The 26,345-nt window shown below is 61.0% G+C and carries 26 protein-coding genes and 1 pseudogene; 14 read left to right on the top strand and 13 right to left on the bottom strand.

What is annotated here, in order from left to right; genetic code table 11:
• Nucleotides 1–258: 258 nt before the first annotated feature.
• Nucleotides 259–519, bottom strand: a complete 261-nt coding sequence (locus FY152_02060) for a DUF1344 domain-containing protein (protein UXS30930.1) — start codon at nucleotides 517–519, stop codon at nucleotides 259–261.
• A 453-nt stretch (nucleotides 520–972) separates the two neighbouring features.
• On the opposite strand from FY152_02060, the gene aroC reads away from it, so the two are divergent.
• A complete protein-coding gene (aroC, locus tag FY152_02055; GenBank protein ID UXS30929.1) occupies nucleotides 973–2,070 on the top strand; it encodes a chorismate synthase in 1,098 nt (365 codons plus the stop codon).
• A gap of 12 nt (nucleotides 2,071–2,082) precedes the next feature.
• A complete protein-coding gene (gene ribB / locus FY152_02050; protein UXS30928.1) occupies nucleotides 2,083–3,183 on the top strand; it encodes a 3,4-dihydroxy-2-butanone-4-phosphate synthase in 1,101 nt (366 codons plus the stop codon).
• Between the two features lie 271 nt (nucleotides 3,184–3,454).
• Here the strand turns inward: ribB and FY152_02045 are convergent, their stop codons facing one another.
• The gene (locus tag FY152_02045; protein UXS30927.1) at nucleotides 3,455–4,651 is read right to left on the bottom strand and encodes a winged helix-turn-helix domain-containing protein; all 1,197 of its coding nucleotides are present in this window, start codon (nucleotides 4,649–4,651) and stop codon (nucleotides 3,455–3,457) included.
• Nucleotides 4,652–4,764: 113 nt separating this feature from the next.
• Here FY152_02045 and FY152_02040 point away from each other — a divergent pair, with 113 nt between their 5' ends.
• The 7 genes from FY152_02040 (at nucleotide 4,765) to dxs (ending at nucleotide 11,067) form a co-directional block, all read left to right on the top strand.
• Nucleotides 4,765–5,445, top strand: coding sequence for an ABC transporter ATP-binding protein (locus tag FY152_02040; GenBank protein UXS30926.1), 681 nt, complete (start codon nucleotides 4,765–4,767; stop codon nucleotides 5,443–5,445).
• The gene (locus FY152_02035) at nucleotides 5,442–6,047 is read left to right on the top strand and encodes an energy-coupling factor transporter transmembrane protein EcfT (GenBank protein UXS30925.1); all 606 of its coding nucleotides are present in this window, start codon (nucleotides 5,442–5,444) and stop codon (nucleotides 6,045–6,047) included. Before FY152_02040 ends, FY152_02035 begins: the two co-directional genes overlap by 4 nt.
• 31 nt (nucleotides 6,048–6,078) lie before the next feature.
• Complete coding sequence (locus FY152_02030; protein ID UXS30924.1) at nucleotides 6,079–6,642, top strand: biotin transporter BioY; 564 nt, start codon at nucleotides 6,079–6,081, stop codon at nucleotides 6,640–6,642.
• Nucleotides 6,643–6,667: 25 nt separating this feature from the next.
• Nucleotides 6,668–7,603 (top strand): histone deacetylase family protein, encoded by a 936-nt coding sequence (locus FY152_02025; GenBank protein UXS30923.1) that lies wholly within the window; start codon nucleotides 6,668–6,670, stop codon nucleotides 7,601–7,603.
• 2 nt (nucleotides 7,604–7,605) lie between these two features.
• Complete coding sequence (locus FY152_02020) at nucleotides 7,606–7,860, top strand: exodeoxyribonuclease VII small subunit (protein UXS30922.1); 255 nt, start codon at nucleotides 7,606–7,608, stop codon at nucleotides 7,858–7,860.
• 264 nt (nucleotides 7,861–8,124) lie between these two features.
• Nucleotides 8,125–9,048 (top strand): pirin family protein, encoded by a 924-nt coding sequence (locus tag FY152_02015; GenBank protein ID UXS30921.1) that lies wholly within the window; start codon nucleotides 8,125–8,127, stop codon nucleotides 9,046–9,048.
• A 99-nt stretch (nucleotides 9,049–9,147) separates the two neighbouring features.
• Entirely contained in the window at nucleotides 9,148–11,067 is a 1,920-nt protein-coding gene (dxs, locus tag FY152_02010) for a 1-deoxy-D-xylulose-5-phosphate synthase (GenBank protein ID UXS30920.1), read from the top strand.
• Nucleotides 11,068–11,109: 42 nt separating this feature from the next.
• Here dxs and FY152_02005 read toward each other — a convergent pair whose 3' ends face one another.
• Nucleotides 11,110–11,472: a nuclear transport factor 2 family protein gene (locus FY152_02005; GenBank protein ID UXS30919.1), complete on the bottom strand. Its 363-nt coding sequence runs from the start codon at nucleotides 11,470–11,472 to the stop codon at nucleotides 11,110–11,112.
• Nucleotides 11,473–11,579: 107 nt separating this feature from the next.
• Between FY152_02005 and FY152_02000 the strand changes: the two genes are divergently transcribed.
• Together FY152_02000 and FY152_01995 are read left to right on the top strand one after the other, a co-directional pair.
• Nucleotides 11,580–12,374, top strand: coding sequence for a helix-turn-helix transcriptional regulator (locus tag FY152_02000; protein ID UXS30918.1), 795 nt, complete (start codon nucleotides 11,580–11,582; stop codon nucleotides 12,372–12,374).
• A gap of 5 nt (nucleotides 12,375–12,379) precedes the next feature.
• Nucleotides 12,380–12,688 carry an antibiotic biosynthesis monooxygenase gene (locus tag FY152_01995; protein UXS30917.1) on the top strand — a complete coding sequence of 103 codons (309 nt, stop codon included), beginning with the start codon at nucleotides 12,380–12,382 and terminating at the stop codon, nucleotides 12,686–12,688.
• A gap of 44 nt (nucleotides 12,689–12,732) precedes the next feature.
• Here FY152_01995 and FY152_01990 read toward each other — a convergent pair.
• From FY152_01990 to FY152_01980, 3 genes and pseudogenes are all read right to left on the bottom strand, one after another.
• Nucleotides 12,733–13,103, bottom strand: a pseudogene (locus FY152_01990) (steroid delta-isomerase).
• Nucleotides 13,104–13,132: 29 nt separating this feature from the next.
• Nucleotides 13,133–13,528 (bottom strand): ACT domain-containing protein, encoded by a 396-nt coding sequence (locus FY152_01985; protein ID UXS30916.1) that lies wholly within the window; start codon nucleotides 13,526–13,528, stop codon nucleotides 13,133–13,135.
• Between the two features lie 154 nt (nucleotides 13,529–13,682).
• On the bottom strand, nucleotides 13,683–15,701 hold the full coding sequence (locus FY152_01980) for a HAMP domain-containing protein (protein UXS30915.1): 2,019 nt from the start codon (nucleotides 15,699–15,701) through the stop codon (nucleotides 13,683–13,685).
• 267 nt (nucleotides 15,702–15,968) lie between these two features.
• Between FY152_01980 and FY152_01975 the strand changes: the two genes are divergently transcribed.
• On the top strand, nucleotides 15,969–16,721 hold the full coding sequence (locus FY152_01975) for a TlyA family RNA methyltransferase (protein UXS30914.1): 753 nt from the start codon (nucleotides 15,969–15,971) through the stop codon (nucleotides 16,719–16,721).
• The gene (locus FY152_01970; GenBank protein ID UXS30913.1) at nucleotides 16,718–17,968 is read left to right on the top strand and encodes a class I SAM-dependent RNA methyltransferase; all 1,251 of its coding nucleotides are present in this window, start codon (nucleotides 16,718–16,720) and stop codon (nucleotides 17,966–17,968) included. The genes FY152_01975 and FY152_01970 overlap by 4 nt, the downstream gene beginning before the upstream one ends.
• On the opposite strand, the gene FY152_01965 is transcribed toward FY152_01970, so the two are convergent.
• The 3 genes from FY152_01965 to FY152_01955 form a co-directional block, all read right to left on the bottom strand.
• Nucleotides 17,969–18,283, bottom strand: coding sequence for a hypothetical protein (locus tag FY152_01965; GenBank protein UXS30912.1), 315 nt, complete (start codon nucleotides 18,281–18,283; stop codon nucleotides 17,969–17,971).
• Nucleotides 18,284–18,373: 90 nt separating this feature from the next.
• Nucleotides 18,374–19,132, bottom strand: a complete 759-nt coding sequence (locus FY152_01960) for a crotonase/enoyl-CoA hydratase family protein (protein ID UXS30911.1) — start codon at nucleotides 19,130–19,132, stop codon at nucleotides 18,374–18,376.
• Nucleotides 19,133–19,142: 10 nt separating this feature from the next.
• Nucleotides 19,143–20,927, bottom strand: a complete 1,785-nt coding sequence (locus FY152_01955; GenBank protein ID UXS30910.1) for an acyl-CoA dehydrogenase — start codon at nucleotides 20,925–20,927, stop codon at nucleotides 19,143–19,145.
• 220 nt (nucleotides 20,928–21,147) lie between these two features.
• Here FY152_01955 and FY152_01950 point away from each other — a divergent pair, with 220 nt between their 5' ends.
• Complete coding sequence (locus FY152_01950) at nucleotides 21,148–22,143, top strand: transporter (protein ID UXS30909.1); 996 nt, start codon at nucleotides 21,148–21,150, stop codon at nucleotides 22,141–22,143.
• A gap of 218 nt (nucleotides 22,144–22,361) precedes the next feature.
• Here FY152_01950 and FY152_01945 read toward each other — a convergent pair whose 3' ends face one another.
• The 4 genes from FY152_01945 to FY152_01930 form a co-directional block, all read right to left on the bottom strand.
• Nucleotides 22,362–22,880, bottom strand: coding sequence for a BA14K family protein (locus FY152_01945; protein ID UXS30908.1), 519 nt, complete (start codon nucleotides 22,878–22,880; stop codon nucleotides 22,362–22,364).
• 224 nt (nucleotides 22,881–23,104) lie between these two features.
• Nucleotides 23,105–23,572, bottom strand: coding sequence for a BA14K family protein (locus FY152_01940; GenBank protein UXS30907.1), 468 nt, complete (start codon nucleotides 23,570–23,572; stop codon nucleotides 23,105–23,107).
• A 177-nt stretch (nucleotides 23,573–23,749) separates the two neighbouring features.
• Nucleotides 23,750–24,832: a hybrid-cluster NAD(P)-dependent oxidoreductase gene (locus FY152_01935; protein UXS30906.1), complete on the bottom strand. Its 1,083-nt coding sequence runs from the start codon at nucleotides 24,830–24,832 to the stop codon at nucleotides 23,750–23,752.
• Nucleotides 24,833–24,839: 7 nt separating this feature from the next.
• The gene (locus tag FY152_01930; GenBank protein UXS33184.1) at nucleotides 24,840–26,084 is read right to left on the bottom strand and encodes an aromatic ring-hydroxylating dioxygenase subunit alpha; all 1,245 of its coding nucleotides are present in this window, start codon (nucleotides 26,082–26,084) and stop codon (nucleotides 24,840–24,842) included.
• Between the last annotated feature and the right edge of the window lie 261 nt (nucleotides 26,085–26,345).

Below are 26,345 nucleotides of genomic sequence, written 5' to 3'. Positions count from 1 at the left end.
CGTCCTCTGAGAAGCTTATATTTGGCGCAGTGGCCGCCTCTCGTTTCTTCTCCTCGCCGGGGAGAAGGTGGCCCGAAGGGTCGGATGAGGGGGTAACGTTGCCGAATATCTCGACCCTTGCCCCCTCATCCCGCTGCCGCGGACTTCTCCCCGGCGGGGAGAAGAAACAAGCGGCAACCGCTCGTTTCACAACGGACGTTTTAGCGTAATGGCAGAGGAAAGAATTGCCTTATCGGCAGGCAGAGCCGCAATCGCCGCTTATTCAACGACCTGAAGATCGTCGACCACGCGTTTGCCATCCACTTCCGTGTAGAAAACCACGACCTTGACGCCCGCTTTCAAGCCTTCGAAATTGAACTCTTCCGGCACGCGATAGGTCTTGCCGTCGTTGAGCGTAATGCTGAGCCCATTCGCGTCGATCTTGCTGATCGTTCCCTCCACGTCGACGCTCTGGGCGAAGCCGTTGATGGGCATCAAAAGGTTGGCGGTAGCCAGAAGGGCGGCAATCATCATACGCATCGATCTAGCTTTCGTGGATTTGCGTGAAAACCTTACATGCATGAAGAATTGCCTTTCGAATGTGGCGGAAATTGCCCGCAACCATGACATTTTCGGCCCAATTGATGAACGGATTTGGGATCGCGTTCAAGCCGTTAGTGATTTTTACACCGCATTTCGCAGCAATATTGGAAAACTCCGGATTAGCGTGGAAAACGCCGGCATCTTTATACTCTCGTCATCTCCCAAAACCCGGGGGTTCAGACCGAATCATTTCCCCAGCGGGGTCTATTCTCCGTGGTTATGTGTGTCGCCCTGCGGCCTGTCGCGCTTCGTGAACGGTATGTCACCTTCTTATCGGGCCTGCGATGAAAGAAAGGCTTTTGCCTTGGTCTCATTTTCCACTATGACAAATCCGCTTGTTTTAAACGGCCCCTGTCCGCAGGTCGGCCCTGTTTTCCGGTCTTGAAAAATATGTCGCATAACAGCTTCGGTCATCTTTTCCGCGTTACCACCTGGGGAGAAAGCCATGGGCCCGCCTTGGGCTGCGTGGTGGATGGTTGCCCGCCCGGCATCCGCTTCACGCTTGCCGAGGTGCAGCACTGGATGGACAAGCGCAAGCCCGGCCAGAGCCGCTTCGTGACCCAGCGCCGCGAGGATGACATCGTCAAGGTTCTCTCCGGCGTGATGCTGGACGACGACGGCGAGACGATGGTGACGACCGGCACGCCGATCTCGATGCTGATCGAAAATACCGACCAGCGCTCCAAGGATTACGGCGAGATCGCAAGGCGCTTCCGCCCCGGACACGCCGATTTCACCTATGACCTGAAATACGGCATTCGCGACTATCGCGGCGGCGGACGTTCCTCCGCGCGCGAGACGGCGGCGCGTGTCGCCGCAGGCGCAATCGCCCGCAAGGTGGTGCCTGATCTCAATGTGCGCGGCGCGCTGGTGCAGATCGGCAAACACAGGATCAATCGCGACAATTGGGACTGGGATCAGATCGACCAGAACCCGTTCTTCTGCCCGGATGCGGCCATGGTGCCCGTGTGGGAAGACTATCTCGACGGCATCCGCAAGGCGGGATCGTCGATCGGCGCCGTCGTCGAGGTGGTAGCCGAAGGGGTTCCGGCCGGTATCGGCGCACCCATTTATGCCAAGCTCGATCAGGATATCGCCTCCAACCTCATGTCGATCAACGCCGTCAAGGGCGTGGAAATTGGCGAGGGATTTGCCTCCGCCGAGCTTTCCGGCGAGGAAAATGCCGACGAGATGCGCATGGGCAATGACGGCAAGCCGATTTTCCTCTCCAACCATGCCGGCGGCATTCTGGGCGGCATCGCGACCGGTGAGCCTGTTATCGCACGCTTCGCCATCAAGCCCACCTCCTCCATTCTGACCGAGCGCCAGTCGATCGACGCGGACGGCAACAATGTGGATGTGCGCACCAAGGGCCGCCACGACCCCTGCGTCGGCATTCGCGCCGTGCCGATCGGCGAAGCGATGGTGGCCTGCACCGTTGCCGACCATTACTTGAGAGATCGCGGCCAGACCGGCCGGTTGAAGTGAGGTAGACTAGAAATGGCATATGATCAGAAACGTGTCGTCGACGCCATCCGCGCTTTCGAAGCCGGCGAGATCGTTGTCGTGACCGATGATGACGACCGGGAGAACGAAGGCGATCTGATTATTTCGGCGGTTCATTGCACCGCGGAAAAGATGGCCTTCATCGTTCGCCACACATCCGGCATCGTCTGCGCCCCCATGCCACGTGAGGAAGCCAAGCGGCTGAACCTCAATGCCATGGTTGCCGAAAACGACAGCGCCCATACGACCGCCTTTACCGTCAGCGTCGATTTCAAGCACGGTACCACAACCGGAATTTCGGCCGACGACCGCACGCTGACGGTGCGCAACCTCGCCAACCCCAATGTTGGCGCCGCCGATTTTACCCGGCCCGGCCATATCTTCCCGCTGATTGCCCGCGAAGGCGGCGTTCTGATGCGCTCCGGCCATACCGAAGCGGCCGTCGATCTCTGCAAGCTGGCGGGCCTGTCACCGATCGGCGTCATCTGCGAGCTCGTCAATGATGACGGCACCGTCACGCGCGGGCCGCAGGTCACAGCTTTTGCGGACAAACACCAGCTGAAGCAGGTTTCCGTCGCCGACCTCATCGCCTATCGCCAGCGCAAGGAAACGCTGGTGGAGATGGAATCTTCCTTCACCATCGAAACGCCCTTCGGACCGGCCAAGGCGCAGACCTATTCCCTGCCCTGGGACCGCATGCAGCACATGGCGGTGATTTTCGGCGATATCAGGGACGGTGTCGATATTCCCGTTCGCCTGCACCCGGAAAATGTCGCCGACGACGTGTTCGGCGACCGCCAGCCGGTGCGGCACTATATGCAGAAGATCGCCGAGGAAGGCAGAGGTGTCATCGTCTATCTGCGCGAAGGCTCCGTCGGTGTCGGCCAGGTGGCCGGACGGCGCAAGTCACGCGATCCGGACGAGGCGCATGCGCAGGCCCGTTCCCGCGAAAATGAGTGGCTGGAAATCGGCCTCGGCGCGCAGATCCTGAAGGACCTCGGCATCAGTTCGATCAAGCTGCTGACGACGCGCGAACGCCATTACGTCGGCCTCGAAGGTTTCGGCATCAAGATTTCGGCGACGGATATCTGCTGATTTGGGGGCTTTTGCCTAGCTTCACAGGGCTATCGTGAGGCGAGCGGGTTCCGCTCGTTTCTTCTCCCCGTCGGGGAGAAGTCCGCGGCAGCGGGATGAGGGGGCAAGTTCTCCGCATATCTTTGCCGTTGCCCCCTCATCCGACCCTTCGGGCCACCTTCTCCCCGGCGGGGAGAAGAAATATGCCGCAACGCCGCGCGACAATCCGGCATCACGGATCAGGAACGCTGTGTCTGCGTGCCCCGTCTTGCAATCAATCGAGCGAAAAACCTCAGTTTTCCTCCCGCCAGCCCTCCAGATAATTCACGCTCTCAACACCCGTAAATTTCGCCAGCCTCACCAGTTCGGCGTCGAGCTTCTCCAGCCGGCCCGCCGAGGCACGTACGCCCGGTTCCAGCCACAGACGTCGAACATCGAGCGTGCTGCGCTTGCGATCCGCCTTCATGTCGATGCGACCGATCACGCGGTCTCCCTCCAGAAGCGGGAAGACATAATAGCCATATTGTCTTTTCGGCTCCGGCACGAAGACCTCGATGCGGTAATAGAAGCCGAACAGCCGCTCCGTGCGATTGCGGTCACGCAACAGCGGATCGAAGGGGCTGAGGACGCGGACGCGGGATGACGGTTCCGGCACGTCGGTCAGGTCGGCGGTGAAACCGGCAAAGGCATAGGACGGACGGGCAGTGTCGCCGTCACTTGCAAGAAGTGAGACCTCGCAGAGTTCATCGCGATGGCTTTTGACCCAGTCCCTCGCCTCCTGCGGGGTGACGAGATCGAAAAAGGCGGCGATTTCACCGTGGGTGGCGAAGCCCAGCCGCTTCAGCGCCTCGCGGCAGGCCCAGTCGACAAATTCGGCGTGCTCCACCTCGGTTTCGTGATGCTCGCCGGGAATCACCCGTTCGGCGAGATCATAGACCTTCTGGAAGTTCACGCGGCCGGCAATCGCGAGCTTGCCGGTGTGCCAGAGATATTCGAGCGCGGTCTTGGAAGGATGCCAGTTCCACCAGCCGCCGGACTGGTGCCCCTCTTCCTTCAGCTCCCGCGCCAGAACCGGGCCGGTTGCCGCAATGCGCTCCAGCGTTTCACCGAAAGCGGCGTCGAAACCCTCGCCGTGCCATTTGCGCCAGCGCTCCTGAATGATCGGCTCGCGCCGGCGGAAGCGGTGCTTCCAATAGGGATAAAATTCCGTCGGCACGATGGAAGCGTCATGCGTCCAGTGCTCGAACAGCGCCCGGTCCTTTTCCAAAAGCGTGGTCAGATGATCACGCCTGTAGGTCTGGTTGCGGGAGAAGATAATCTGATGGTGGGCGCGCTCCACCGTGCCGATGCTGTCCACCTGCACAAAACCGATATCGGTTATCAGCTGCAGCAGGTCGCTCTTGGAAAGAGCCTTGCCGGGCGGCGAGGAAAGCCCCTGCCGCGCCAGAAAAATTCGTCTTGCCGCTTCGTTTGAAACCTTGATCACCATGGAGCAGAAAGTATGACGGCTTTTTCAGGATTGCAATGTTCTTTTTTTGTTCCTTGTTTCACTTCTGTTGATGACGGGGTATAGAACCGGAAAAAGAGCGCGAGGATGTAAGCTTGGAAATCCGTTTTAACGCCGCCGGCGTCGCTTTCGAGGGCCGGCAGGCCCTGCAGCCGCTGTCTCTGACATTGACGGAACGGCGTATCGGCGTGATCGGCCTCAATGGTTCCGGCAAGACCACATTTGCGCGGCTGATCAATGGGCTGAACAAGCCGAGCGAGGGCAAGGTTGCGGTGAACGGCCTCGACACCGTGAGCGACGCCAAGGCGGTGTTGCAGGCGGTCGGCTTCATCTTCCAGAATCCGCAGAACCAGATCATCCTGCCAATCGTGCGCGACGATGTTGCCTTCGGGCTGAAGCGGCTCGGTCTCGGCAAGGCGGAAACCGAAAACCGGGTAAAGGCCGTTCTCGCCCGGCTCGGCATTCCTCACCTCGAAGAACGGCGCGCGCATGAGCTTTCCGGCGGCGAATTACAGCTTGCGGCGCTGGCGGCGCTTCTGGTCACCGAACCGCAAATCCTCATTCTCGATGAGCCGACCAACCAGCTCGATCTCAAAAACCGAGCCACCGTGGAAAAGACCATGGCGGCGCTGTCGCAGGCGCTTGTTGTCATCACCCACGATCTGCCGCTGGTTGCGGGTTTCGACCGGGTGCTGGTTTTCCATGAAGGCGCGCTGGTCGCCGACGCCGCCCCCGAAGAAGCGGTAGCGCGCTATCTGGAGGTGGCATCGCGATGAAATCACTGCATGTGGAAGGCACCGGCTGGCTCTACCGCGTCTCGCCGCGCATCAAGCTTCTGGCGCTCATGGGTTTCAGCATCGCATTGTTCCTCACCCGCGATCTGCTGGTTCTCGCAGGCGCGACGGTTCTGGCCGCCTTCATTCTGGGCGCTACGCGGCTGCCCTTCAAGGACATCGGCCTGCGGCTGCGGCCGGTGATGCTGACCATCTTCCTCGTCGCGGTCTTCAGCTATCTTTTGCTTCCGACCCATGATGCGACAGTCAATCTTTTGCGGCTGACGGCGCTGGCGCTGCTTGCCACCGCCGTCACCATCACCGTCAGCATTTCGCAATTCATGGACGAGATCGCGCTTGCCGCCGCCCCGCTGGAAAGGCTGGGGCTGGTGAAGGCCGCCGATATCGGGCTTGCGGTCGGGCTCGTCGTGCGTTTCGTGCCTGAAATCGTCAACCGTTACCATGCGGTGCGTGATGCGCACCGGGCACGCGGCCTGCCCCTGCGGATGGCCACCATTATCGTGCCGCTCGTCATTATGACGTTGAAGGATGCCGATGCCATTGCCGACGCCATTGACGCGCGCGGTTTCAGAGGCCAAAGCTGACGGCCAGATAACCATCCGGAGTTTCCGAGCCATGACGACCCGCGACCTTGTGCTGATTTCGCTGTTTTCCGCCATCATCATCGCACTCGGGCTTCTGCCGCCGATCACGCTCGGTTTCATCCCCGTGCCGATCACCGCGCAGTCGCTCGGCGTCATGCTGGCCGGTGTCGTGCTGGGCGCAAAGCGCGGTACGCTGGCGGTTCTCCTGACGATCCTGATTGCCGCCATCGGCCTGCCTGTGCTTTCGGGCGGACGCGGTGGTCTTTCCATCTTCACCACGCCGACCACGGGCTTCCTGATCGGCTGGATCGCGGCGGTTTTCGTCACCGGCACGCTCTCGGAAAAACTCGTCAATCGCGGCCAGTCTGCTCTCACACAGGGCATCGGCTTTTTCGTCGCCAGCCTGATCGGCGGCGTGGTCGTGCTTTATGCTTTCGGCATCACCTATCTGGCGCTGGTCGTCGGGCTCGGTTTCGAAAAGGCCTTCATGGGTTCGCTCGCCTTCATTCCGGGCGATGCGCTGAAGGCCGTGCTTGCCGCACTTGCCGGCCGCGCCGTGATGGCCGGTTATCCGCTTCTGCCGCAGCGCGTCTGAACAGACTTTCTTCGGGAGGAAAAGAATGGCGACGCGTTTATACGAACATCCGATCTTCCTGGAGCATATCACGCCATCCGGCCACCCCGAGCGGCCGGACCGCCTGCGGTCGCTGAACATCGCGCTTGAACATCCGAATTTCGAGCGGCTGGAACGCAAAGAAGCCCCGCAGGCCAATGAGGATGCGGTGCTGCTGGTTCATCCGGAGGAGCATCTGCTTGCCATCATGCGGCAGATCCCCGAAGAGGATGGCGAGATCAACCGCGTCGAGGCCGACACTTACGTTTCGCAAAAAAGCCTGCAGGCGGCGCTGACCGGCATCGGTGCGGCCATGGCGGCGGTGGATGACGTGTTTACCGGCGCTGCCGACAATGTCTTCGTCGCGGCCCGCCCGCCCGGCCATCATGCGGAAACCGCAAAGGCCATGGGCTTCTGCCTTTTCAACAATGTGGCCATTGCCGCCCGCCATGCCCAGAAGGCGCACGGCGCGGAACGCGTCGCCATCATCGACTGGGACGTGCATCACGGTAACGGCACGCAGGATATCTTCTGGAACGACACATCCGTGCTGTTCTGTTCCACCCACCAGATGCCGCTTTACCCGTGGAGCGGCGACAAAAACGAAACCGGCGTGAAGAACAATATCGTCAACGCGCCGCTTTCGCCCAACACCGGCAGCGAATATTTCCGCGAGGCCTTCAAATCCCGCGTGTTGCCAGCCATTGCCGATTTCTCGCCCGATCTCATCCTCATCTCCGCCGGTTTCGATGCGCATCACCGCGATCCCTTGGCGCAGATCAATCTGGTCGGTGAGGATTTCGACTGGGCGACGGGGCGGCTGCTGGAAATGGCGGACAAATACGCCTCGAACCGGGTCGTCAGCCTGCTTGAAGGCGGTTATGATCTGGAAGGGCTGGCGGAATCGGCGGCCATGCATATTTTGAGAATGATGAAGGGTTGAACATGACGGAAAATGCCAACACAGCCGATGTCAGCGGTTATTCCTTCGAAAAGGCCGTCGCCGAGCTGGAAAGCATTGTCGCACGGCTGGAGCGCGGAGACGTGGCGCTGGACGAATCCATCGCCATTTATGAGCGCGGCGAAGCCCTGAAGAAGCATTGCGAGACGCTGTTGAACGCTGCCGAAAAGCGAATCGAGAAAATCCGTCTCGATCGTGCGGGCAAGCCGCAGGGTGTGGAGGCGCTCGACGGGGAGTGATTTTCCCCTTCCTCATTCCTGTGCTTGTCACAGGAATCTAGTCAGACCAAGTCCTTGGGCTGAAAAGACTCTTATCGCCGCGCAGACGCGCGTCGGCTGGATTCCTGTGACAAGCACAGGAATGAGGGAGGCTGTAGGTCAAGCCACGTTCAACTCTCTCCCGCGCAACCGGTGACAATGCACAAACACAGCGTTCGACATCCCGATACTCCCCCTCCCGCTCGGTTATGCTAAACTCCCGCCAGACGATACGAGGAGCTTGCGATGTCCTTCTTTCCCGGCAACGATCCCGTCGCGGGTGATGCTTTTGCCTGCGATGCCATCGAAAACCTGATCATTCCCCGCACGAGCGATATTGGCGGCTTTGCCGTGCGCCGTGCCCTGCCGACCCGGCAGCGGCGGCTTGTGGGACCGTTCATCTTTTTCGACCGCATGGGCCCGGCGATCCTGAAGGCGGGTGAGGCGCTCGACGTCAAGCCGCATCCGCATATCGGACTTTCCACCGTTACCTATCTGTTCGACGGCGAAATCAAGCACCGGGACAGTCTCGGCACCGAACTTGTCATCCGCCCCGGCGATATCAACCTGATGACGGCCGGGCGTGGCATCGTGCATTCGGAACGCACGCCGGAAAACCTGCGTGGCCACCCGCTTTCCATGTCCGGACTGCAGACATGGCTTGCCCTGCCGGACCACATGGAAGAAATCGACCCGGCCTTTGCCCATACGGCCAAGGAAGACATGCCTCTGATCGATATCAAGGGCGCGTCCGGCCGCGTGGTGATCGGCGAATTCGAAGGCCTCACCTCCCCGGTTTCGGCCTTTACCGATACGCTTTATGTCGATCTGACGCTGGAACCGGGGGTGAAATTTCCCTTCTCCGCCGATCATGAGGAACGGGCGATCTATATTCTGTCCGGTTCTCTGGATGTCGCGGGTGATATTTTCGCCGCCGACCAGCTGCTCGTCTTCCGGCCGGGCGACGACATCACGTTGCAGGCCGGCAGCAATGGCTGTCACATCATGATCTTCGGCGGGGCGGCGCTCAATCAACGCCGCTACATCTGGTGGAACTTCGTTTCGTCATCAAAAGAACGCATAGAGCAGGCCAAACAGGAGTGGAGAACCGGACGCTTCGATATCGTTCCCGGCGACGAAGAAGAGTTTGTCCCTTTGCCGGAAGGTTGAAATTCTATAGAAGTGTACGACATGCAGGAGTGGACCGTCGGCTTTCACCATGAAAGCCGCTCCGGTGCCCCCTGCTGACCACGAGAAAAGGCCGAACGATTGACCGGAATGCCCCAGACCCCACTGCTCGACCGGGTGAATTTCCCCTCCGATCTCAAGGAGATCGACGATCGCGACCTGCCGGAACTGGCACGGGAACTGCGCGACGAGATGATCGACGCGGTGTCGAAGACCGGTGGCCATCTGGGTGCCGGCCTTGGCGTGGTGGAATTGACGATTGCCATTCACAAGGTCTTCAACACGCCGGAAGACCGGCTGATCTTCGATGTCGGACACCAATGTTATCCGCATAAAATCCTCACTGGCCGGCGCGACCGCATTCGCACGCTGCGCCAGGAAGGCGGGCTTTCCGGTTTCACGCGTCGTGCGGAAAGTGACTATGACGATTTCGGCGCGGGCCATTCCTCCACCTCCATTTCCGCCGGTCTCGGCATGGCCGTGGCGGCGGGGCTGGATCAGAGCGACCGTAAGGTGATCGCCGTCATCGGTGACGGCTCGATGTCGGCAGGCATGGCGTTCGAAGCGCTGAACAATGCCGGCGCGCTCGATGCGCGGCTGATCGTCATTCTCAACGACAACGATATGTCGATTGCGCCGCCGACGGGCGCGATGAGCGCTTATCTGGCACGTCTCGCCTCCGGCCGCACCTATATGGGCTTCCGCGATTTCGGCAAGAAACTGACGGCCTATCTCGGCAAGACCATCGACCGCGCCATCACCCGCGCCGTGACCCATGCGCGCGGTTATGTGACCGGCGGCACGCTGTTCGAAGAGCTTGGCTTCTATCACATCGGCCCAATCGACGGTCACTCCTTCGATCACCTGCTGCCGGTGCTGCGCAATGTGCGCGACAACCAGAAAGGCCCTGTCCTCATCCATGTGGTGACGCAGAAGGGCAAGGGTTATGCACCGGCGGAAGCCGCAGCCGACAAATATCACGGCGTCAACAAGTTCGACGTCATCACCGGTGCGCAGGCGAAAGCCAAGCCGAATGCGCCGAGCTATACCAGCGTCTTTGCCGAAGCCCTGATTCAGGAAGCCACCCTCGACGACAAGATCATCGGCGTCACCGCCGCCATGCCGAACGGCACCGGCCTCGACAAGATGGCCGAGCTTTTCCCGTCCCGCACCTTCGATGTCGGCATTGCCGAACAGCACGCCGTCACCTTTGCGGCCGGGCTTGCGGCTGATGGTTACAAGCCGTTCTGCGCGCTTTATTCCACCTTCCTGCAACGCGGTTACGACCAACTAGTGCATGATGTGGCGATCCAGAGCCTGCCGGTACGTTTCCCCATCGACCGCGCCGGTTTTGTCGGTGCTGACGGGCCGACCCATGCCGGTTCCTTCGACACGACTTTCCTCGCCACCCTGCCCGGCATGGTGGTGATGGCGGCGTCCGACGAGGCGGAGCTGAAACATATGGTGCGCACGGCGGCGGCCTATGATGAAGGCCCGATTTCCTTCCGTTACCCGCGCGGCGAAGGTGTGGGCGTCGAGATGCCCGCGCGCGGCGAGATTCTTCAGATCGGCAAGGGCCGCATCATCAAGGAGGGCACCAAGGTTGCGCTGCTCTCCTTCGGCACGCGCCTTGCGGAATGCCTGGCGGCGGCCGAAGACCTTGAAGCGGCCGGCCTTTCCACCACGGTTGCCGATGCGCGCTTCGCCAAGCCGCTCGATCTCGATCTCATCCGCCAGCTGGCCGCCCATCACGAGGTGCTGGTGACCATCGAGGAAGGCTCCGTTGGCGGTTTCGGCGCGCATGTGCTGCATTTCATGGCGAGCGCCGGCCTGCTCGACCATGGCCCGAAGGTCCGGACACTGACCCTGCCAGACCAGTGGGTAGAGCAGGCAAAACCAGAGACCATGTATGCCAATGCCGGCCTCGACCGGGCCGGCATCGTTTCCACCGTGTTCCATGCGCTCGGCCAGCGTCAGGCCGGCGTCGGTTTCGCCGGCTGACAAGATTGCCGGGACAGGAGGCGGGACGATCCCGCCTCGTTCTCAGGATGCCGCGCCGTCGAGAAAACCGACGACATTTTCGATCCGCCCCTCGGCATTCAGGCTGACGACGTCGGTACCACCCGCAACATCGTCCCCATCAGGCGAAATCAGACGCCATGAGAAACGGGTGAAATTGCCGTGGCCATCCGGGGTGCCGGCAAGAACAAAACGATATCCCGGAAATTTCTGCCGTGCCGCCTCGATCATCGCGGCAATCCCCTGCTGGCCTTCGCCCTGCATCAGCGGATCGACGTAGCGCGTATTTCCTGCCCATGCCTGACCGACGAGATGCCTGCGGCGTTCATTGTCCTCCTCGTTCCAGGCTGCGAGATAGGTTTGGGCGATTGCGAGATGCTGCGTCATGATTGCGCTCCTTCTGGTTGACGGCCCAAACATGCCGTGGGTCGGGAAGCGGAACAATTACCTCAGAGGTAATCGCATTGGCGCTCTCTTCTGCTAGGCTGCGGGGCATGACACATCATCGAGAACATGTCGGCCAGGTGCTGAAGGAATGGCGTGCGCGCCGCAGGTTGAGCCAGCTCGATCTGGCGATGGAGGCGGACATATCCGCGCGCCATCTGAGTTTCGTGGAAAGCGGACGATCATCCCCCAGCCGCGAGATGCTCGCGAAACTGGCCGAGCAGCTTTCCATGCCCGCCCGCGCCGCCAACCGGCTGATGCTGGCGGCTGGTTATGCGCCTGTTCATTCCGAACGGCCGATGGATGCGCCTGATATGGCGGCGGCCCGGCAGGCGGTTGAAACCGTGGTGCACGGGCATATGCCCTTTCCCGCCCTTGCCGTTGACCGGCACTGGAACGTCGTTCTCGCCAATGGGGCGATCACGTCGCTTCTGGCCGGCGTTTCCGAAGAGCTGCTTCGCCCGCCGCTCAACGCACTGAGGCTGAGCCTGCATCCGCAGGGCCTGAGTTCGCGCATCGTCAATCTTGCCGAATGGCGTCATCACCTGCTGGAACGCCTGCGCCGTCAGGTCGAAGAGACGGGAGACGAGGTGCTTTCCCGGCTGCATGCGGAGCTTGCGGCCTATCCTGCGCCAAAGGTCTCGCCGCATGCGGCCGGGACCGATCCGCTGGCCATACCGCTCCAGCTTCGCGATCCATCTTCGGGCGGCATATTGAGCTTCATTTCAACCACCACGGTTTTCGGAACGGCCACAGACGTCACGCTGTCCGAACTGGTGCTGGAATGTTTCTACCCCGCTGACGCGGCAACCCGCGAAGCACTGATGCAAGGCACCAAGGAGTAACACCCGTGCACACCACCTATCTCATCGGCTTTCAGGTCCGCCCCGGCCAGCGCGAGCGCTTTCTCGAATTGCTGAATGCGCTGCTCGACGCCATGCGGCACGAAAAGACCTTCGTGAACGCAACCCTGCACCGGGACGGTGAAAACGAGAACCGCTTCCTGTTGCATGAGACCTGGAGCGACCATCAGGACGTCATCGACGTTCAGATTCACCGGCCCTATCGGCAGGCATGGCACGATGCCCTGCCCGAGCTTCTCGACGTCCCGCGCGATATTTCCGTCTGGCACCCCATGCGGGCGGATCACGCCGCATAGCGACATGGACGAAGGGAAAGTCGCGCACGCACCCTTTGCACGCGCTAGGATTTTCGCGACAATATCCGCGGCTCACCGATCTTGAACCAGGCCTTGGCGATCCTGCCGTTTTCAACTTCATAGATGCAGGCAACGTCGACCTCTCCCTTTCCTTCCGGAAAGTTGCGGGTGACCGTTTCATGGTCGATGACGACATTGCCAACGACAATGCGCGTCAGCAGTTCCCATAGAGATCCGGTTCCTTGAAGCGCTGGATGTGGCGCTTTCGGATCTCTGTCGCGCTTCCTGCCAGAAGCGTCGCCGGGAAAGCGTAATACTGACAGTCATCAGCCCACCAGAGCATGAAGGCATCGATGTCACGGGCATTGTAGGCCTCAAGCTGCTTTTGTACCGGAAGCTCGATTTCACTATTCAAAACACACCTCTGCAGACATGCCGTCGTGGTTAGATTGATTCTTTGATGAGCGAATGTCCCATATTTGCAAGCAGACCGAAGGCTTTTTCCAGATCGCCGGTTTTCAACAGCAGGTGGTCGCCATCGAAAGTCGAAACCACAAATATTCCTATATCATTGGTGGATAAGGGCTCGATGACGGACAGGACGATGCCCGTTTCATCAAAGGCAAATGGCCCCTGAAACTTAAAACACGACCAGCCCGCATCAAACTGGACATCCCGCGGGATGCGGTCTTTCCGGCAGACGATGGAAAGTTCGTCATCGGTCCGGCTGATGCTGACGAACCCGCCACCATCGGCCCATGCGGGGATGGCTTCAGACGCTTGAAGCCGGGCCACCCCATACTCGCCCTCCAAAACCCGTAATTTGACGCGCGCTGCCATCTGGAAAATACCTTTCTCAAAAATACGAAGGCTTGGCCTACCAGCTGCCGATGCGCGCAGTTGAATGCCAGCCCTTATTTGACGCGAAAACCCACCAATAAAAAGGGGGCCTTACCGGCCCCCAATTCTCGCTACACAACCGTGACCGGCCTGCTCAGAACTCCGTCCAGTCCTGATCCTTGGCGGCTGGCGCTTCGGCTGCACCGCCGAAGGCGCGGGCGAGGCTCTGGCCAAGCGCGCGAGCCGGCGAGGCGACGGGCCTTGCGGTTGCGGAGGCCGATTTTACCGGAGCCTTGCGGACCGGTGCGGCCGACGCGGGCTGGAAAGCGGGCCTTGAAGAAGACTGGCGCGGCGCGGCGGCATATCCACCGGCAACGGCAGCACGGGCGCCGCCCATCCTGAACTGGCCAAGTAGGCTGTTCAGCGCTTCCGCTTCGCGGGCCAGCGAATGGCTGGCGGCGGTCTGCTGCTCCACCATGGCGGCATTTTGCTGCGTGCCCTGGTCCATGGTGTTCACGGCCGTGTTGATTTCCTGCAGGCCCGTTGCCTGTTCACGGGCCGCGACGACGATGGCGCTGACATGGGCGTTGATCTCTTCGACTTCCGCGACGATGAGTTCCAGAGCCTTGCCGGTCTCGTCGACCAGATTGACGCCGTTTTCCACCTGCTGGCTGGACGCGCCGATCAGCGTCTTGATTTCCTTGGCGGCATTGGCGGAACGCTGGGCGAGTTCACGGACTTCCTGCGCGACCACGGCAAAACCCTTGCCCGCATCACCGGCGCGGGCGGCTTCGACGCCTGCGTTCAACGCCAGAAGATTGGTCTGGAAGGCGATATCGTCGATGACACCGATGATATTGCCAATTTCGCCCGAGGATTTCTCGATTTCGCGCATGGCGGCGACCGCCTTGCGGACCACGACACCCGACTTTTCCGCACCGGCGCGGGCGCGCTGGACCAGATTGCCGGCATCTTCCGCGCCGCGGGCGCTGTCGCGCACCGTGGTGGTGACTTCTTCCAGGGCTGCGGCGGTTTCTTCGATGGAGGCCGCCTGCTGTTCGGTGCGGCGCGACAGATCGTCGGCGGCCGACAGCATTTCCGAAGCGCCGGCATTGATGGCGGCCGCGTTCTCGCCGACGGTTTGGAGCGCCTGCTGCAGCTTGTCGACAGCGCTGTTGAAATTGACGCGGACCGGATCGATGGCAGGCACAAAGGGCGTTTCAATACGATAGGAGAGATCGCCATCGGCAAGAGCGGCTAGGCCCTTGCCAAGCTCGGCGCTGGCGAAGGCGCTGGCGGCTTCGTCGCGCGCCTTTTCCTCTTCGTTGCGGCGACGTTCAGCCTCCGTCGCGGAGCGCATGCGATCGGTCTCGCCGGCAAGGCGGGATTTTTCCAGCCCGGCTTCCTTGAAGACCAGAACAGCCTTCGCCATCTTGCCGACTTCGTCTCCACGATCCGTGGCGGGTACTTCCGTCGTCATGTCGCCATCGGCAAGCCGGCTCATCGCCGCCGTCATGCCGACGATTGGCGTGACGATGGAGCGCGACAGCGCCCAGATAAGGGCAACGGCGAGAAGACCGGCAACAGCGCCGCCACCCAGAAGCGCATATTTCAGGTTCAATGCGGCGGCCTGCTGCTCGGCCGCGTAAGCGGTGGACAGGCCGTTCAGCTGTTCCTTGATCTTGGCGGCGGAGGCGCGGAAGCCGTCGAGCTGGCCCTTGGCCTGATTGCGGCCGATCTCGATGATTTCGGAAATCGGCGCTTCGGTCGTCTTGCGCGCGGCGATCTGCGGTTCCGCCAGTTCCTTGAAGAACACGGTGGCGGATTTCTGCATGTCGTCGATGGATTGCAGGATGTCCGGCTGGCCGGCGGCCAGCGCACGGGCTTCGTCGAGCTTCTTCAACATGATGTCGCGCTGGGCGAAAACATCATTATAGGTGCTGTCGCTGCGAAACAGCAGGAAGCCGCGCTGGTTGACGGCCTGTTCCAGCATGGCGGCCTTCGCGCCGTCCACGGCCTGAATGATGTCCTTCGTGCGGTTATTCTCGACCGTGACGCGCTCGCTCCCCAGCGTCTGCCAGAATACGACCGCGGAGGCGAGCAGACACACGCTCATCAAAGCGCAGAAGGTGACAATGAGCTTTATATTGATGGGGAGATTTTTCAGCGACATCGCAAACTCTCTCGGCGACCCGATGCCGCGTAGCAGGCGTCTGCGCTGCAACGGTCGCAATTTTGTGGATGGGAGGAGTTGCCGTCATGGCAGGTTCCGGTGGCCGCACGGGCCTTGCGCACAAAGTGCAATACAAGCCTTTATATTGGATTAATCGAACATTCTGACTTTGCGGTGCAACATCAAGGACGACAGCGGGCATAACCGGTCCCTTTCAGCGATAAATCGCTTGCATCGGCGGGGTTTGGCGGTCATTGACACGGGACCATGTCCAAAACATCTGAAAATGAACGGCTTGACCAGCTTCTAGTATCGCTCGGCCACTTCGCCAGCCGCTCGCGTGCGCGCGATGCGGTTTCGCGCGGCACCGTGACCGTCGACGGCAAGACCGTTACCAAACCCAGCCAGGCCGTTGCCGCAAATGCGAAGATCGCCATCAGCGATCCTGCGCAGGCTTACGTCTCCCGCGCCGGCCTCAAGCTGACAGCCGCGCTCGATCATTTCCGGCTCGATCCAAAGGGCCATGACTGCCTCGATGTCGGCGCTTCGACCGGCGGTTTTACCGAGGTGCTGCTCCATCGTGGTGCCAAACACGTCACCGCCATCGATGTCGGGCACGGGCAGATGCATCCAAGGATCGAGAACGATCCGCGCGTGACCAATCTGGAAGGGCTGAATGCGCGCTATCTGACGGCAGAGGATATCGATGACCGGCCCATCGGTTTCATCGTCTCCGACGTGTCCTTCATTTCGCTGAAGCTTGCACTTGCCCCGGCACTTGAGCTTGCGGAAGCCGGCGCTCTGGCTGTCCTGCTGGTGAAGCCGCAATTCGAGGCGGGCCGCGACGCGATCAGCAAAGCGGGGCTGTTGAAGGAGCCGGAAACGGCACCTGCCGTTGCCGCCGAACTGGAACGCTGGCTGACCGAGGACATGGGCTGGAAGAGCCTTGGCCTCATTCCCTCGCCGATTTCCGGCGGTGACGGCAATGTCGAATTTCTTCTCGGAGGCGAAAAGCCATGAGCACACAGACCGTCACCATCAAGAGCCTCGGCGCACAGGGCGACGGCATCGCGCACTGTCCCGACGGCCCGGTCTATGTGCCCTTTTCGCTTCCCGGCGAGACGGTCGCCATCGCCAAGGTCAAGGATCACGGCACGGTCATGTCCATTGCGGAAACCTCGGCTGACCGTCGTGACCCCGTCTGCCGCCACTTTGGCCCCGAGGGCAAGAACGGCACCTGCGGCGGCTGTTCGCTGCAGCATCTGGCCGACCAGCCCTACCACGCCTTCAAGCGGGAACTGGTGGTTTCGGCATTGAAATCAAAGGGCCTGACGCCGCCGGTGGACGATCTCGTCATCTGTCGCCCCGGCGAGCGCCGCCGCGCGGTGTTCGCCGCCCGCCGGACGGAAAAGGGCCTGCTGCTCGGTTTCAGCCAGGCGAACAGCCACCACATCGTCGCCATCGAGGAATGTCCCGTCACCTCGCCCGGCATCGTCTCGCGGCTGGACGCCATCCGGGCCATCGGCCTTTCGATGGTGGCGAATGCCGAACCCTTCCGCATGACCGTTCTTGAAACGCTCTCGGGCCTCGACATTTCCGTCGAAGGCATCAAATCCGTCGCCGACAAGCAGCGGCGCGCATTGACGGAAACGGTGCTGGCCATGCGCGGCATTGCTCGCGTCTCGTTATCAGGCGAAATCCTGATCGAGCCGCAAAAGCCGATCATCGAATTCGGCGGCGTTCCGGTCTCACCGCCCGCCGGCGGTTTCACGCAGGCGACCAAACAGGCCGAAGACGCCATGGCGGAGCTGGTGCTTGCCCATGTCGGCAAATCCAAACGCATTGCCGATCTGTTCTGCGGTTCCGGCACCTTTGCGCTGCGGCTCGCGCGCATCGGCAGGGTGCATGCGGTGGAAGCGGAAGACAAGCCGCTGAAGGCGCTCGATTTCGCCGCCCGCAACATGCAGGGCCTGAAACCCGTCAGCGTCGAGAAACGCGATCTCTTCCGCCGCCCGCTGATGACGAGCGAATTGAAGAATTACGATGCTGTCGTGTTCGATCCGCCCCGCGCCGGCGCCGAATTCCAGTGCAAGGAACTGGCCCGCAGCACGGTGAAGAAGATCGTCGCGGTGAGCTGCAATCCGCTGACGCTTGCACGCGATCTCGCGCTTCTCACGGAGGGCGGTTATCGCATCACCCGCGTTACGCCGGTCGATCAGTTTCTGTGGTCGCCGCATGTGGAAGCGGTGGCGACGCTGGAGAAATAATCACCAGGCGGTATCGACCGTGCCGTTGCCGACCACGCCCGAGCAGCGGCAGCTGCCGCCGACACGGCCCCGCTCGATGGGGCAAACATAGGGCCGGCGTCGATTGGCGCTGTCCGGCGGGGTGATGACGCAGACGAAACGGGCGCGGCGCTGGCGGTCGCGGCTGTTGCCGGAATAGAAATTCGGGCTGTCGTCATCCGTGGACTGCGCCAGAATGACGTTGTTGCCCGAAACCGGCAAAGGCGCGGTCGTCGCCGCCTCTGCAACAGTTGCGGCGGAGAGGAACAAGGACAGGGCGAAAACGAAGTGGCGCATGGCAGTTGGCCTTCGGACAATGACGTTGCTTTATCTAACCCAAGCCATATTGACCGCTTCCTTAACCGCAAGGACTTCCTACCAGAACGCTTAACGGCGCATGAATGCCTCAAAGGCGGCTCGCGCTTCGGCACTTTGCAGCTGCGCGATGAAATGGCGGCCTTCCTCTTCGATGCGGGCGAGCAGATCCGCCGGGTTGCCGCGAACCAGATCGCGGGCGATCTTCAGCGCCTGCTGCGGTTTGGCCGCAAGCCGGGTGGCAAGCGCCAGCGTTTCGCTCTCCACATGTTCGGGGGCGACGACTTTCCAGATCATGCCGGCCTGCACCGCCTGTTCGGCGGAAAAACCTTCGCCCATGGCAAGCAGCGCGAAAGCGCGCTGATGGCCGATGAGTTTTGGCACGAGCAGGCTGGAAGCGGCTTCCGGCACGAGCGCCAAATCCACGAATGGGGTCTTGAACAGGCTGCGGTTTGAAGCGACCGTCAGGTCGCAATGCAGGTTCAGCGTCGTGCCGATGCCGATGGCGAGCCCGTCGACGCCCGATACCATTGGCTTTTCGAAAGCGACGAGCGCTTTCAGAAGGTCGAGTGCGGCGAGTTTGCCCTTTCCGCCCGACATGGCGAAGGCGAGAAAATCAGCCATGTCATTGCCGGCGGAGAAGCAGCCTTCCGTGCCTAGAAAGGCGACGACGCGAATTTCCGGGTCCGCATTGGCGGCATGCAGGGCCTCGGCCATACGCAGATACATGGCATCGGTGATGGCGTTTTTCTTGTCCGGCCGGTTGAAGCGGATGGTCAAGACATCAGGCGCATGACCGACGCGCTCGACGAGAATGTGTTCGTCCGACATCTGGAGCTCCTCAAGCCAATACGGTGCGGGCGGCGGCAAGGCTTGCCGCACCTGATATAACGCGGTCCTTCAGCGCCGCCGTTTCCGCCAGCAGATTTTCCGCTGCAAAACGGCAAAGGGCTGCGCGATGTCCGCCCCTGCCATCATCGACGGCGGCCAATGCGCCCTTGGCGAGATAGGCGCCGGTGAGCGCCAGGCCGAAGAGGCGCTGATAGGGCGTCGCACCGGCGAGCGCCGTTTCGGCTTCGCCCGCCTTGATACGGTCCAGCAGCCAGTCGGTCGCCGTTTCCAGATCGCCAAGGCTCGCTTCGAGATAACGGCCGGTCTCACCGAGATCGTCGCGGTTCGAAGCGGCTGTGCGGGCGGCGATCTCGCGCAGTTCGGCGATGAAACCGCGCACCTGCGCGCCTTCGGATAGCGGCAGCTTGCGCAGCACCAGATCGATGGCCTGAATGCCATTGGTGCCTTCATAGATCGGCGCGATGCGGGCATCACGCAGATAACGTGCCGCGCCGGTTTCCTCGATAAAGCCCATGCCGCCATGCACCTGAATGCCCATGGAGGCGACATCGACGCCGGCATCGGTGGAGAAGGATTTGGCGATGGGTGTCAAAAGGGCAGCGCGCTCCTGCCAGTGAGCGCGCTCCCGGGCGTCTTCAGTCGCATGCGCCATATCGATGGCGTGCGCGCAGCTGAAGGAAATCGCCCGCGATCCTTGCGTCAGCGCCTTCATCGTCAGAAGCGTTCTGGCGATATCCGGGTGCTCGATGATCGGGCTCATGCCGGAACCCTGCCAGCCGGGCGCCTTGCCCTGCGTGCGCTCTCTGGCATAGTCGATGGCCTTCTGGGTGGCGGCCTCGCAGATCGCCACTCCCTGCATGCCAACCGCAAGGCGGGCGTTGTTCATCATGGTGAACATGCAGGCGAGACCCTTGTTCTCCTCGCCGATCAACCAGCCGAGAGCACCCTTCCCTTCACCAAATTTTCCATCGCCGAAGATCATGGTGCAGGTGGGCGAGCCGTGAATGCCGAGCTTGTGTTCCAGCGAATGGCAGAACAGATCGTTGCGGCTGCCCGGCGCGCCGTTCTCATCAGGCAGGAACTTCGGCACGAGGAACAGCGAAATGCCGCGCGTACCGGCCGGCGCATCCGGCAGGCGGGCGAGGACGAGGTGGATGATATTATCAGCCGCATCGTGTTCACCCCAGGTGATGAAAATCTTCTGGCCGAAAATACGGTAGGTGCCGTCGCCATTGCGCTCCGCCCGGGTCTTCAGGACGCCGAGGTCCGAACCCGCATGCGGCTCAGTGAGGTTCATCGTGCCGGTCCATTCGCCGGAGACGAGTTTCGGCAGATAGGTGCGCTTGAGGTCATCGCTACCGTGGGCGACAAGGGCTTCCACCGCACCCATGGTCAGCGTCGGTGCCAGCGCAAAGGCCATGGAGCCGGAATTCCACATTTCGAGTGCGGCGACATTCAGCATATGCGGCAGGTTCTGGCCGCCAAACTCTTCCGGCGCGGTCAGGCTGTTCCAGCCGGCTTCCGCCCAGCGGCGGTAAAGATCGGCCCAACCGTCGGGCGTGGTGACCTTGCCGTCGGCGAGCTTTGCGCCCTGGCGGTCGCCGATCTCGGCAAGCGGCGCGACCTCGGCGGTGGCGAAACGGCCGGCTTCGTGCAGAATGGCATCGACGAGATCTTCACCGAGATCTCCCAGCACACCCTTTGCAAGTGCGTCCTGAAGACCCGCCACATGTTTGAGCGTAAAGGCGATATCGTCCACCGGCGCGGTATACATGCTGCCTCCTCCCGAAGCTTTTGCCTATCGTGCTGTTCTTCGGGCTAAATGATTTTTACGTAAACGTCAATTTGAAAATTCCCGTCATTTCAGCGGGATTGTTATAAAACTGTCATATGAATTTGCTCAGCATGCGCTGAAAGGCGCCTCGCCGCCGCCGCTCCCACACCGGAACGACGAACGCCTCCCTCCTCCCATCCAGCCGGTCAGGACTGCCACGATGGATCTCGTAACACCCGTTATTCCCGGCCTTGTCTGGGCCTATCAATTCCACCCCGGCACAGCCCCGTGCCACCGGCTTGCACCCGATGCCGGCTTTCACGAAATGGCCGATTGCGACGGTTTCTTCTGGCTGCATCTCAATCTCGCCGATCAGCGGGTAGCGGGTTTTCTCGAAACCATAGAGGGTCTCGATCCGGCGGCGCGGGCAAGCCTCACCACCCACGAGACACATCCCTCCATCGTGGTGGATGAAAAATCGCTTTACGGCACGCTTGTCGATTTCCAGCGGGAATTCGACAAGGAGACACGTGATTTCGGGTGGCTGCATTTCGCGGTGAGCGACCGTTTCATCATCACCACCCGCCTGCAGCCACTGCATTCGGTGGACCGGCTGAAAGCGGCGGTCGACAAGAATTCCAACCGTTACCTCACGCCATCGCATGTGTTCGAAGGCCTTGTCGCCGAATTCCAGCGCTCACTCATCAATCTGGTGATGGAGACGACGGAAGAGCTGAACGCCATCGAGGATATGGTCTATGACAGCGAGACGCGCGACGAACGGCGGCGGCTTGCCCCGCTGCGCCGCACCGTGGTGCGCCTGCACCGGCATCTGCGCACCGTGCTGACGTTGATGCGACGGGCTTCCGCCGCCGATGATGACGAGATGCCCAACGGTTTCGAGGATGTCGCCTCACGCCTGATGGGGCGTCTGGAAGCCGTCGATCATGACGTCTACGCTTTGCAGGAGCGGGCAAGGTTGCTGCACGAGGAAATCGATTCCAAACTCTCGTCGGAGACAAACCGGCACCTTTATATCCTGTCGTTGATGACGGCGTTCCTGCTGCCGCCTTCGCTGGTGACCGGTTTCTTCGGCATGAATACGGATGAGCTGCCGTTTACCGTCGGCACCGGCGGCACGCTCTCGGCCAGCATTTTCATCGTCATCTCGGTAGCGCTTGCCTGGTTCGTGCTGAAGCGGGCACGGATTTTGTGACGATCAACAGAGGTCAACCGACTTCTTAGAGGGGTGGCGTCGACAGTCTCACTCAGCGTCATCCTCGGGCTTGACCCGGGGATCCACAACCACCGGCGACAATGGATCCTCGGGTCAAGCCCGAGGATGACGAAGGCTGATGTTACGAGGCCTATAAAAAGCTTGAGCCGCCCGGTATCTCTCCGGGCGGCTCCATCGATTTCGGCTCGTCCAATCTATCAGCTGTAAGGCGAATAGCAGGGCTGGCGCGGGCCGTGATATGGCTGGAACGTGTTGCTATAGGCATCGTAGGACCGATAGCGGCCATAGCACCAGTTCACATGCGCCTGGCTCATGCCGGCACGACGGACCGGGCGGTATTCGCGATAGACCGGACGCGGACGATATTCCGGAACCGGGCGGTAGATTTCGCGCGGCTGCGAAAGCGCACCGCCGATGATCGCACCCGTCGCAAAGGCTGCAAGCGGGAACCAGTAACCGTCATGATGACGGTAGCCCGGACGGTAATCGCGATAACCGCGATGACCACCGTACCAGCCACGACGTCCGCCATCCCAGTCGCGACGATCGCGCCAGTACTGCACATTCACGATATTCTTGCTGGCGTCATTGCCCACCGCCTCGACACTCTTCGGTGCCGCCGGCAATGGCATTGCCGCTTCCGCCGGAACAATCGCTCCCGCAACCACGATCGCAGAAAGACCGACAGCCAAGATATTCTTCATATAGTCTCTCATCTGACTTCCTCCATTCACGACGGTCGACAGGCCGTTGGACGTGAATAATAACACCTTTTTCTTCTTACTCAGCCAGCTTGTCGGCTCTGGCCGGAACATTACTGGTTGCAAGCTAGGCGTTTTCGCCTGAACCCAGCATTAACGATGCATTCACGCTTCGGTTACCGAACCGACAGTCCGAAAGCAAAAGCCCGGATCAAAATCCGGGCTTTCGAAAACCACTATCAGCGGCTGTAAGGCGATACGCATATGCGGCGCGGACCGCTGGTCGGCTGGTAGCTGTTGTCGTAAGCGCGATACGAACGCCAGCGGTTCTGACACCAGGAAACATGGCTGCCGCCATAGGCCGGGCGCGGCTGCTGCACGGCGCCGCCGATGATCGCACCAGCTGCAAAGGCTGCAAGCGGGAACCAGTAACCGTTATGATAGCGATAGCCCGGACGGCGATCGCGATAGCCGCGGTGGCCATTGTAATATCCATCACGCGGCGGGCGCGGGCGATACATGCGGTCGCCATGCCTGCGGTCGTAACGGCGGTCCCATTCGCGGTACTGCACCGGCACGACATTATTGTCGGCGGCGATCGCCGGCTTCGGCATCGGTACAGGTGCCTGGAACGCCTGCGACGGCGTGAAGCTTGTGAGGAAAACGACAATCGCCGTGGCGACGCTCGTTGTCCGGAAATTCATCATGATCTTCCTCCGTTTGCTCTGGCGCGTTGAACCGCGCCTTTCACCGTTCACTCTCATCGGAGGTAAGGGTCAGTCCCCCAAGAACACCCGAAAAGAATTCGATGACGTGCAAACGAGTTTGATGAAATTTAGTTCCACGGCAAAAATCACGCCGCCCAATGAGATGGGTTCCGCCCGTCAGGCTTCCACCTTCACATCCGCCAGAGGCCGCGAGCAGCAGGCGAGAATATAACCTTCCTCGATTTCCTCATCGAGAATGCCGCCATTGTGGTTCATCTCCACCTCGCCGGAAAGCTTCAGCACCCGGCAGGTGCCGCAAATTCCCGATTCGCAGGCGGCGCCGATGCGCACACCGGCGGCGCGCGCCGTCATCAGAACGGTCTGGCCAGGCTGGCACGGCATTTCTTTTCCGGAAACGGTAAAGCCCACCATCGACAGCGCTTCGCCATCCGCATCGACAAGAACGCTTTCGCCGACGGCAACGGGAGTGGCGGGCGAAAAGCTTTCCTGATGGTAGCGCCCCATATCGAAGCCCGACGCTTCCAGCATGGAGCGGACGGCGGCCATGAAAGGCTCCGGCCCGCAGCAGAAGACGGTGCGCTCCATGAAGTCATGCGCGAGCAATGCGATCTTGGCCTTGTCGACCATGCCCTTCAGGCCGGACCACAGATCGGTGCGGCCGCATTTCTCGACAATAAAGCCGAGAGACAGGTTTGGCATGAAGCGCGCGAGATATTCCAGCTCGTGACGGAAGACGATATCGCCGGGAGTCCGCGAACAATTAATGAAGGCAATATCGCTCTGCGGGGCGCGGTCGCTCATGTCGCGCACCATCGACATCATCGGCGTGACACCGGAGCCTGCCGAGATGAACAGATATTTGTCACCGGGATGTTTGACGTAGGAAAAGTCGCCGAGCGGGCCGAGCGCCCGGATCTTCATGCCGGGCTTCAGATTGTCGAACATCCAGCGGGTGCCGATGCTGTTGGCCTGCGCCTTGACCGTGACCGACAGCGCATAGGGCCGCGACGGGCTGGAGGACAATGTATATGTCCGGTAGAGTGGTTCCTTACCCACCGGCAGTTCCAGCGTCACGAACTGGCCCGGCAAATAACGGAACCAGTTCTGATCTTCGGAGCGGAACAGGAACGTCATCACGTCAGGCGTCTCGGGCGTCACCGAGATACATTCCAGGAGGTGAAGCTTGTCACTCCACGGCTTCATCTCGTCTATGTGCTTGTAGCTCACAACCATATTCATCTTCGCATCACGCTACAGCCGAAAGCCTGGCCTTGTCGCCGGACAGCCGGTCGACCATGAAATCGGCATACCAGTTGACGAACTGCATCACGCCGCCTTCGTCCTCCATGGAATAGGGGCCGGGTTCATAGGCGGGGGAACGAATGCCGAAGGCATTTTCCTCGACGATGCGGCGGTCCTGATCGTTGGTTTCGTTCCAGACGTGGGTGAGGTCTTCCAGATCGTAATCCACGCCCTCGACCGCATCCTTGTGTACCAGCCATTTGGTGGTGACCATGGTTTCATTGGCGCTGAGCGGCAGCACCCGGAAGGAAATGGTGTGGTCACCGAGGAAGTGGTTCCACGTCGTCGGGTAGTGGAACAAGAGCAGCGCGCCGATATGGCTGATGCTGACATCGTCGGATAGCGGCCGGCGCACGGCGCGTTTGCCGGACATGGTGTAGCTTTCCGCTTCGCCGATCAGCGGCATGCGGGCGACGCGGAACTGGCCCTTGGGGTCGATCTTGAAACGGCTCGGCAGGCCGGCGGCCTCGCAGCGCGCCCAGTGGCCGCCGATTTCAGGATCGCTCGCACCACCGTCGGTTCCCGTCACGCTCGGATTTTCGGGATAGGTGCGGCAGAGTTCCGGGTGATTGGCGGCGCAATGGTAGCATTCGCGGTTATTTTCCCAGACGAGCTTCCAGTTGCCCTTTTCGATAATGGTGCTTTCATGCGCGACCTTGGCTTCCCAGATGCGGTGCGGGGCCATGTAGCTTTCGACTTCGGCGCGCATCGGCGCGAAATCCGCCGGCTGGTCGGCAAGGCAGATGAAGACGTAACCGGCAACGGTTTCGCAGGCGACCGGCTTCAGGCCGAAATCGCCCTTGTCGAACTCCTCGCCCATATGGCGGGCGAACAGCAGCTTGCCGTCCAGATCGTAGGTCCACTGGTGGTAGGGACAGACGAGACGCGCGGACTGGCCCTTCTGCGTGGTGCAGACGCGGGAGCCGCGATGGCGACAGGAATTATGGAAGGCACGGATCTGCCCGTCACGACCGCGCACGATGACGACGGAATAGGCGCCGACCTGAACGGTGAAATAGCTGCCGGACTTCGCCACCTCGCAATCATGGCCAACGAACAGCCAGTCGCGATACCAGATCGTTTCCATATCCAGCTTGAAATAATCCGGGTCCGTGTAGAAGGGCTGTTCCAGGCTGAAGCCTTCGCGGCGGTTCTTCAGCTGGCGCAATACGGTTTCACGCAATTCCATGGCCAAATCCTCGATCAAACCGCCCTGCCCGGCACCATTCACGCGGGCTGCGGAAGCATGTCCCATCTAAACACCGGCGGGTATTTGCGGCAGCGCAAACAGCGACATCGGCTTCCGCATTGGCGACAAATTGCGACATGCGCCGATAGCCCCCGCAGGCCATTCCGCTTGCGAAATCCGCGCGCTATTCGGTCCACCAAACCGCGTCGCAATATGACGCATGATGTCGCGCGCATCCTATCAACCCTTCAGAAAACAGGG

Origin of the sequence: Agrobacterium tumefaciens (genome assembly GCA_025560025.1) — a bacterium.
Classification (GTDB): Bacteria; Pseudomonadota; Alphaproteobacteria; order Rhizobiales; family Rhizobiaceae; genus Agrobacterium.
The sequence above is the reverse complement of the archived record's forward strand: the minus strand, read 5'-3'. Positions and strand labels throughout refer to the sequence as shown.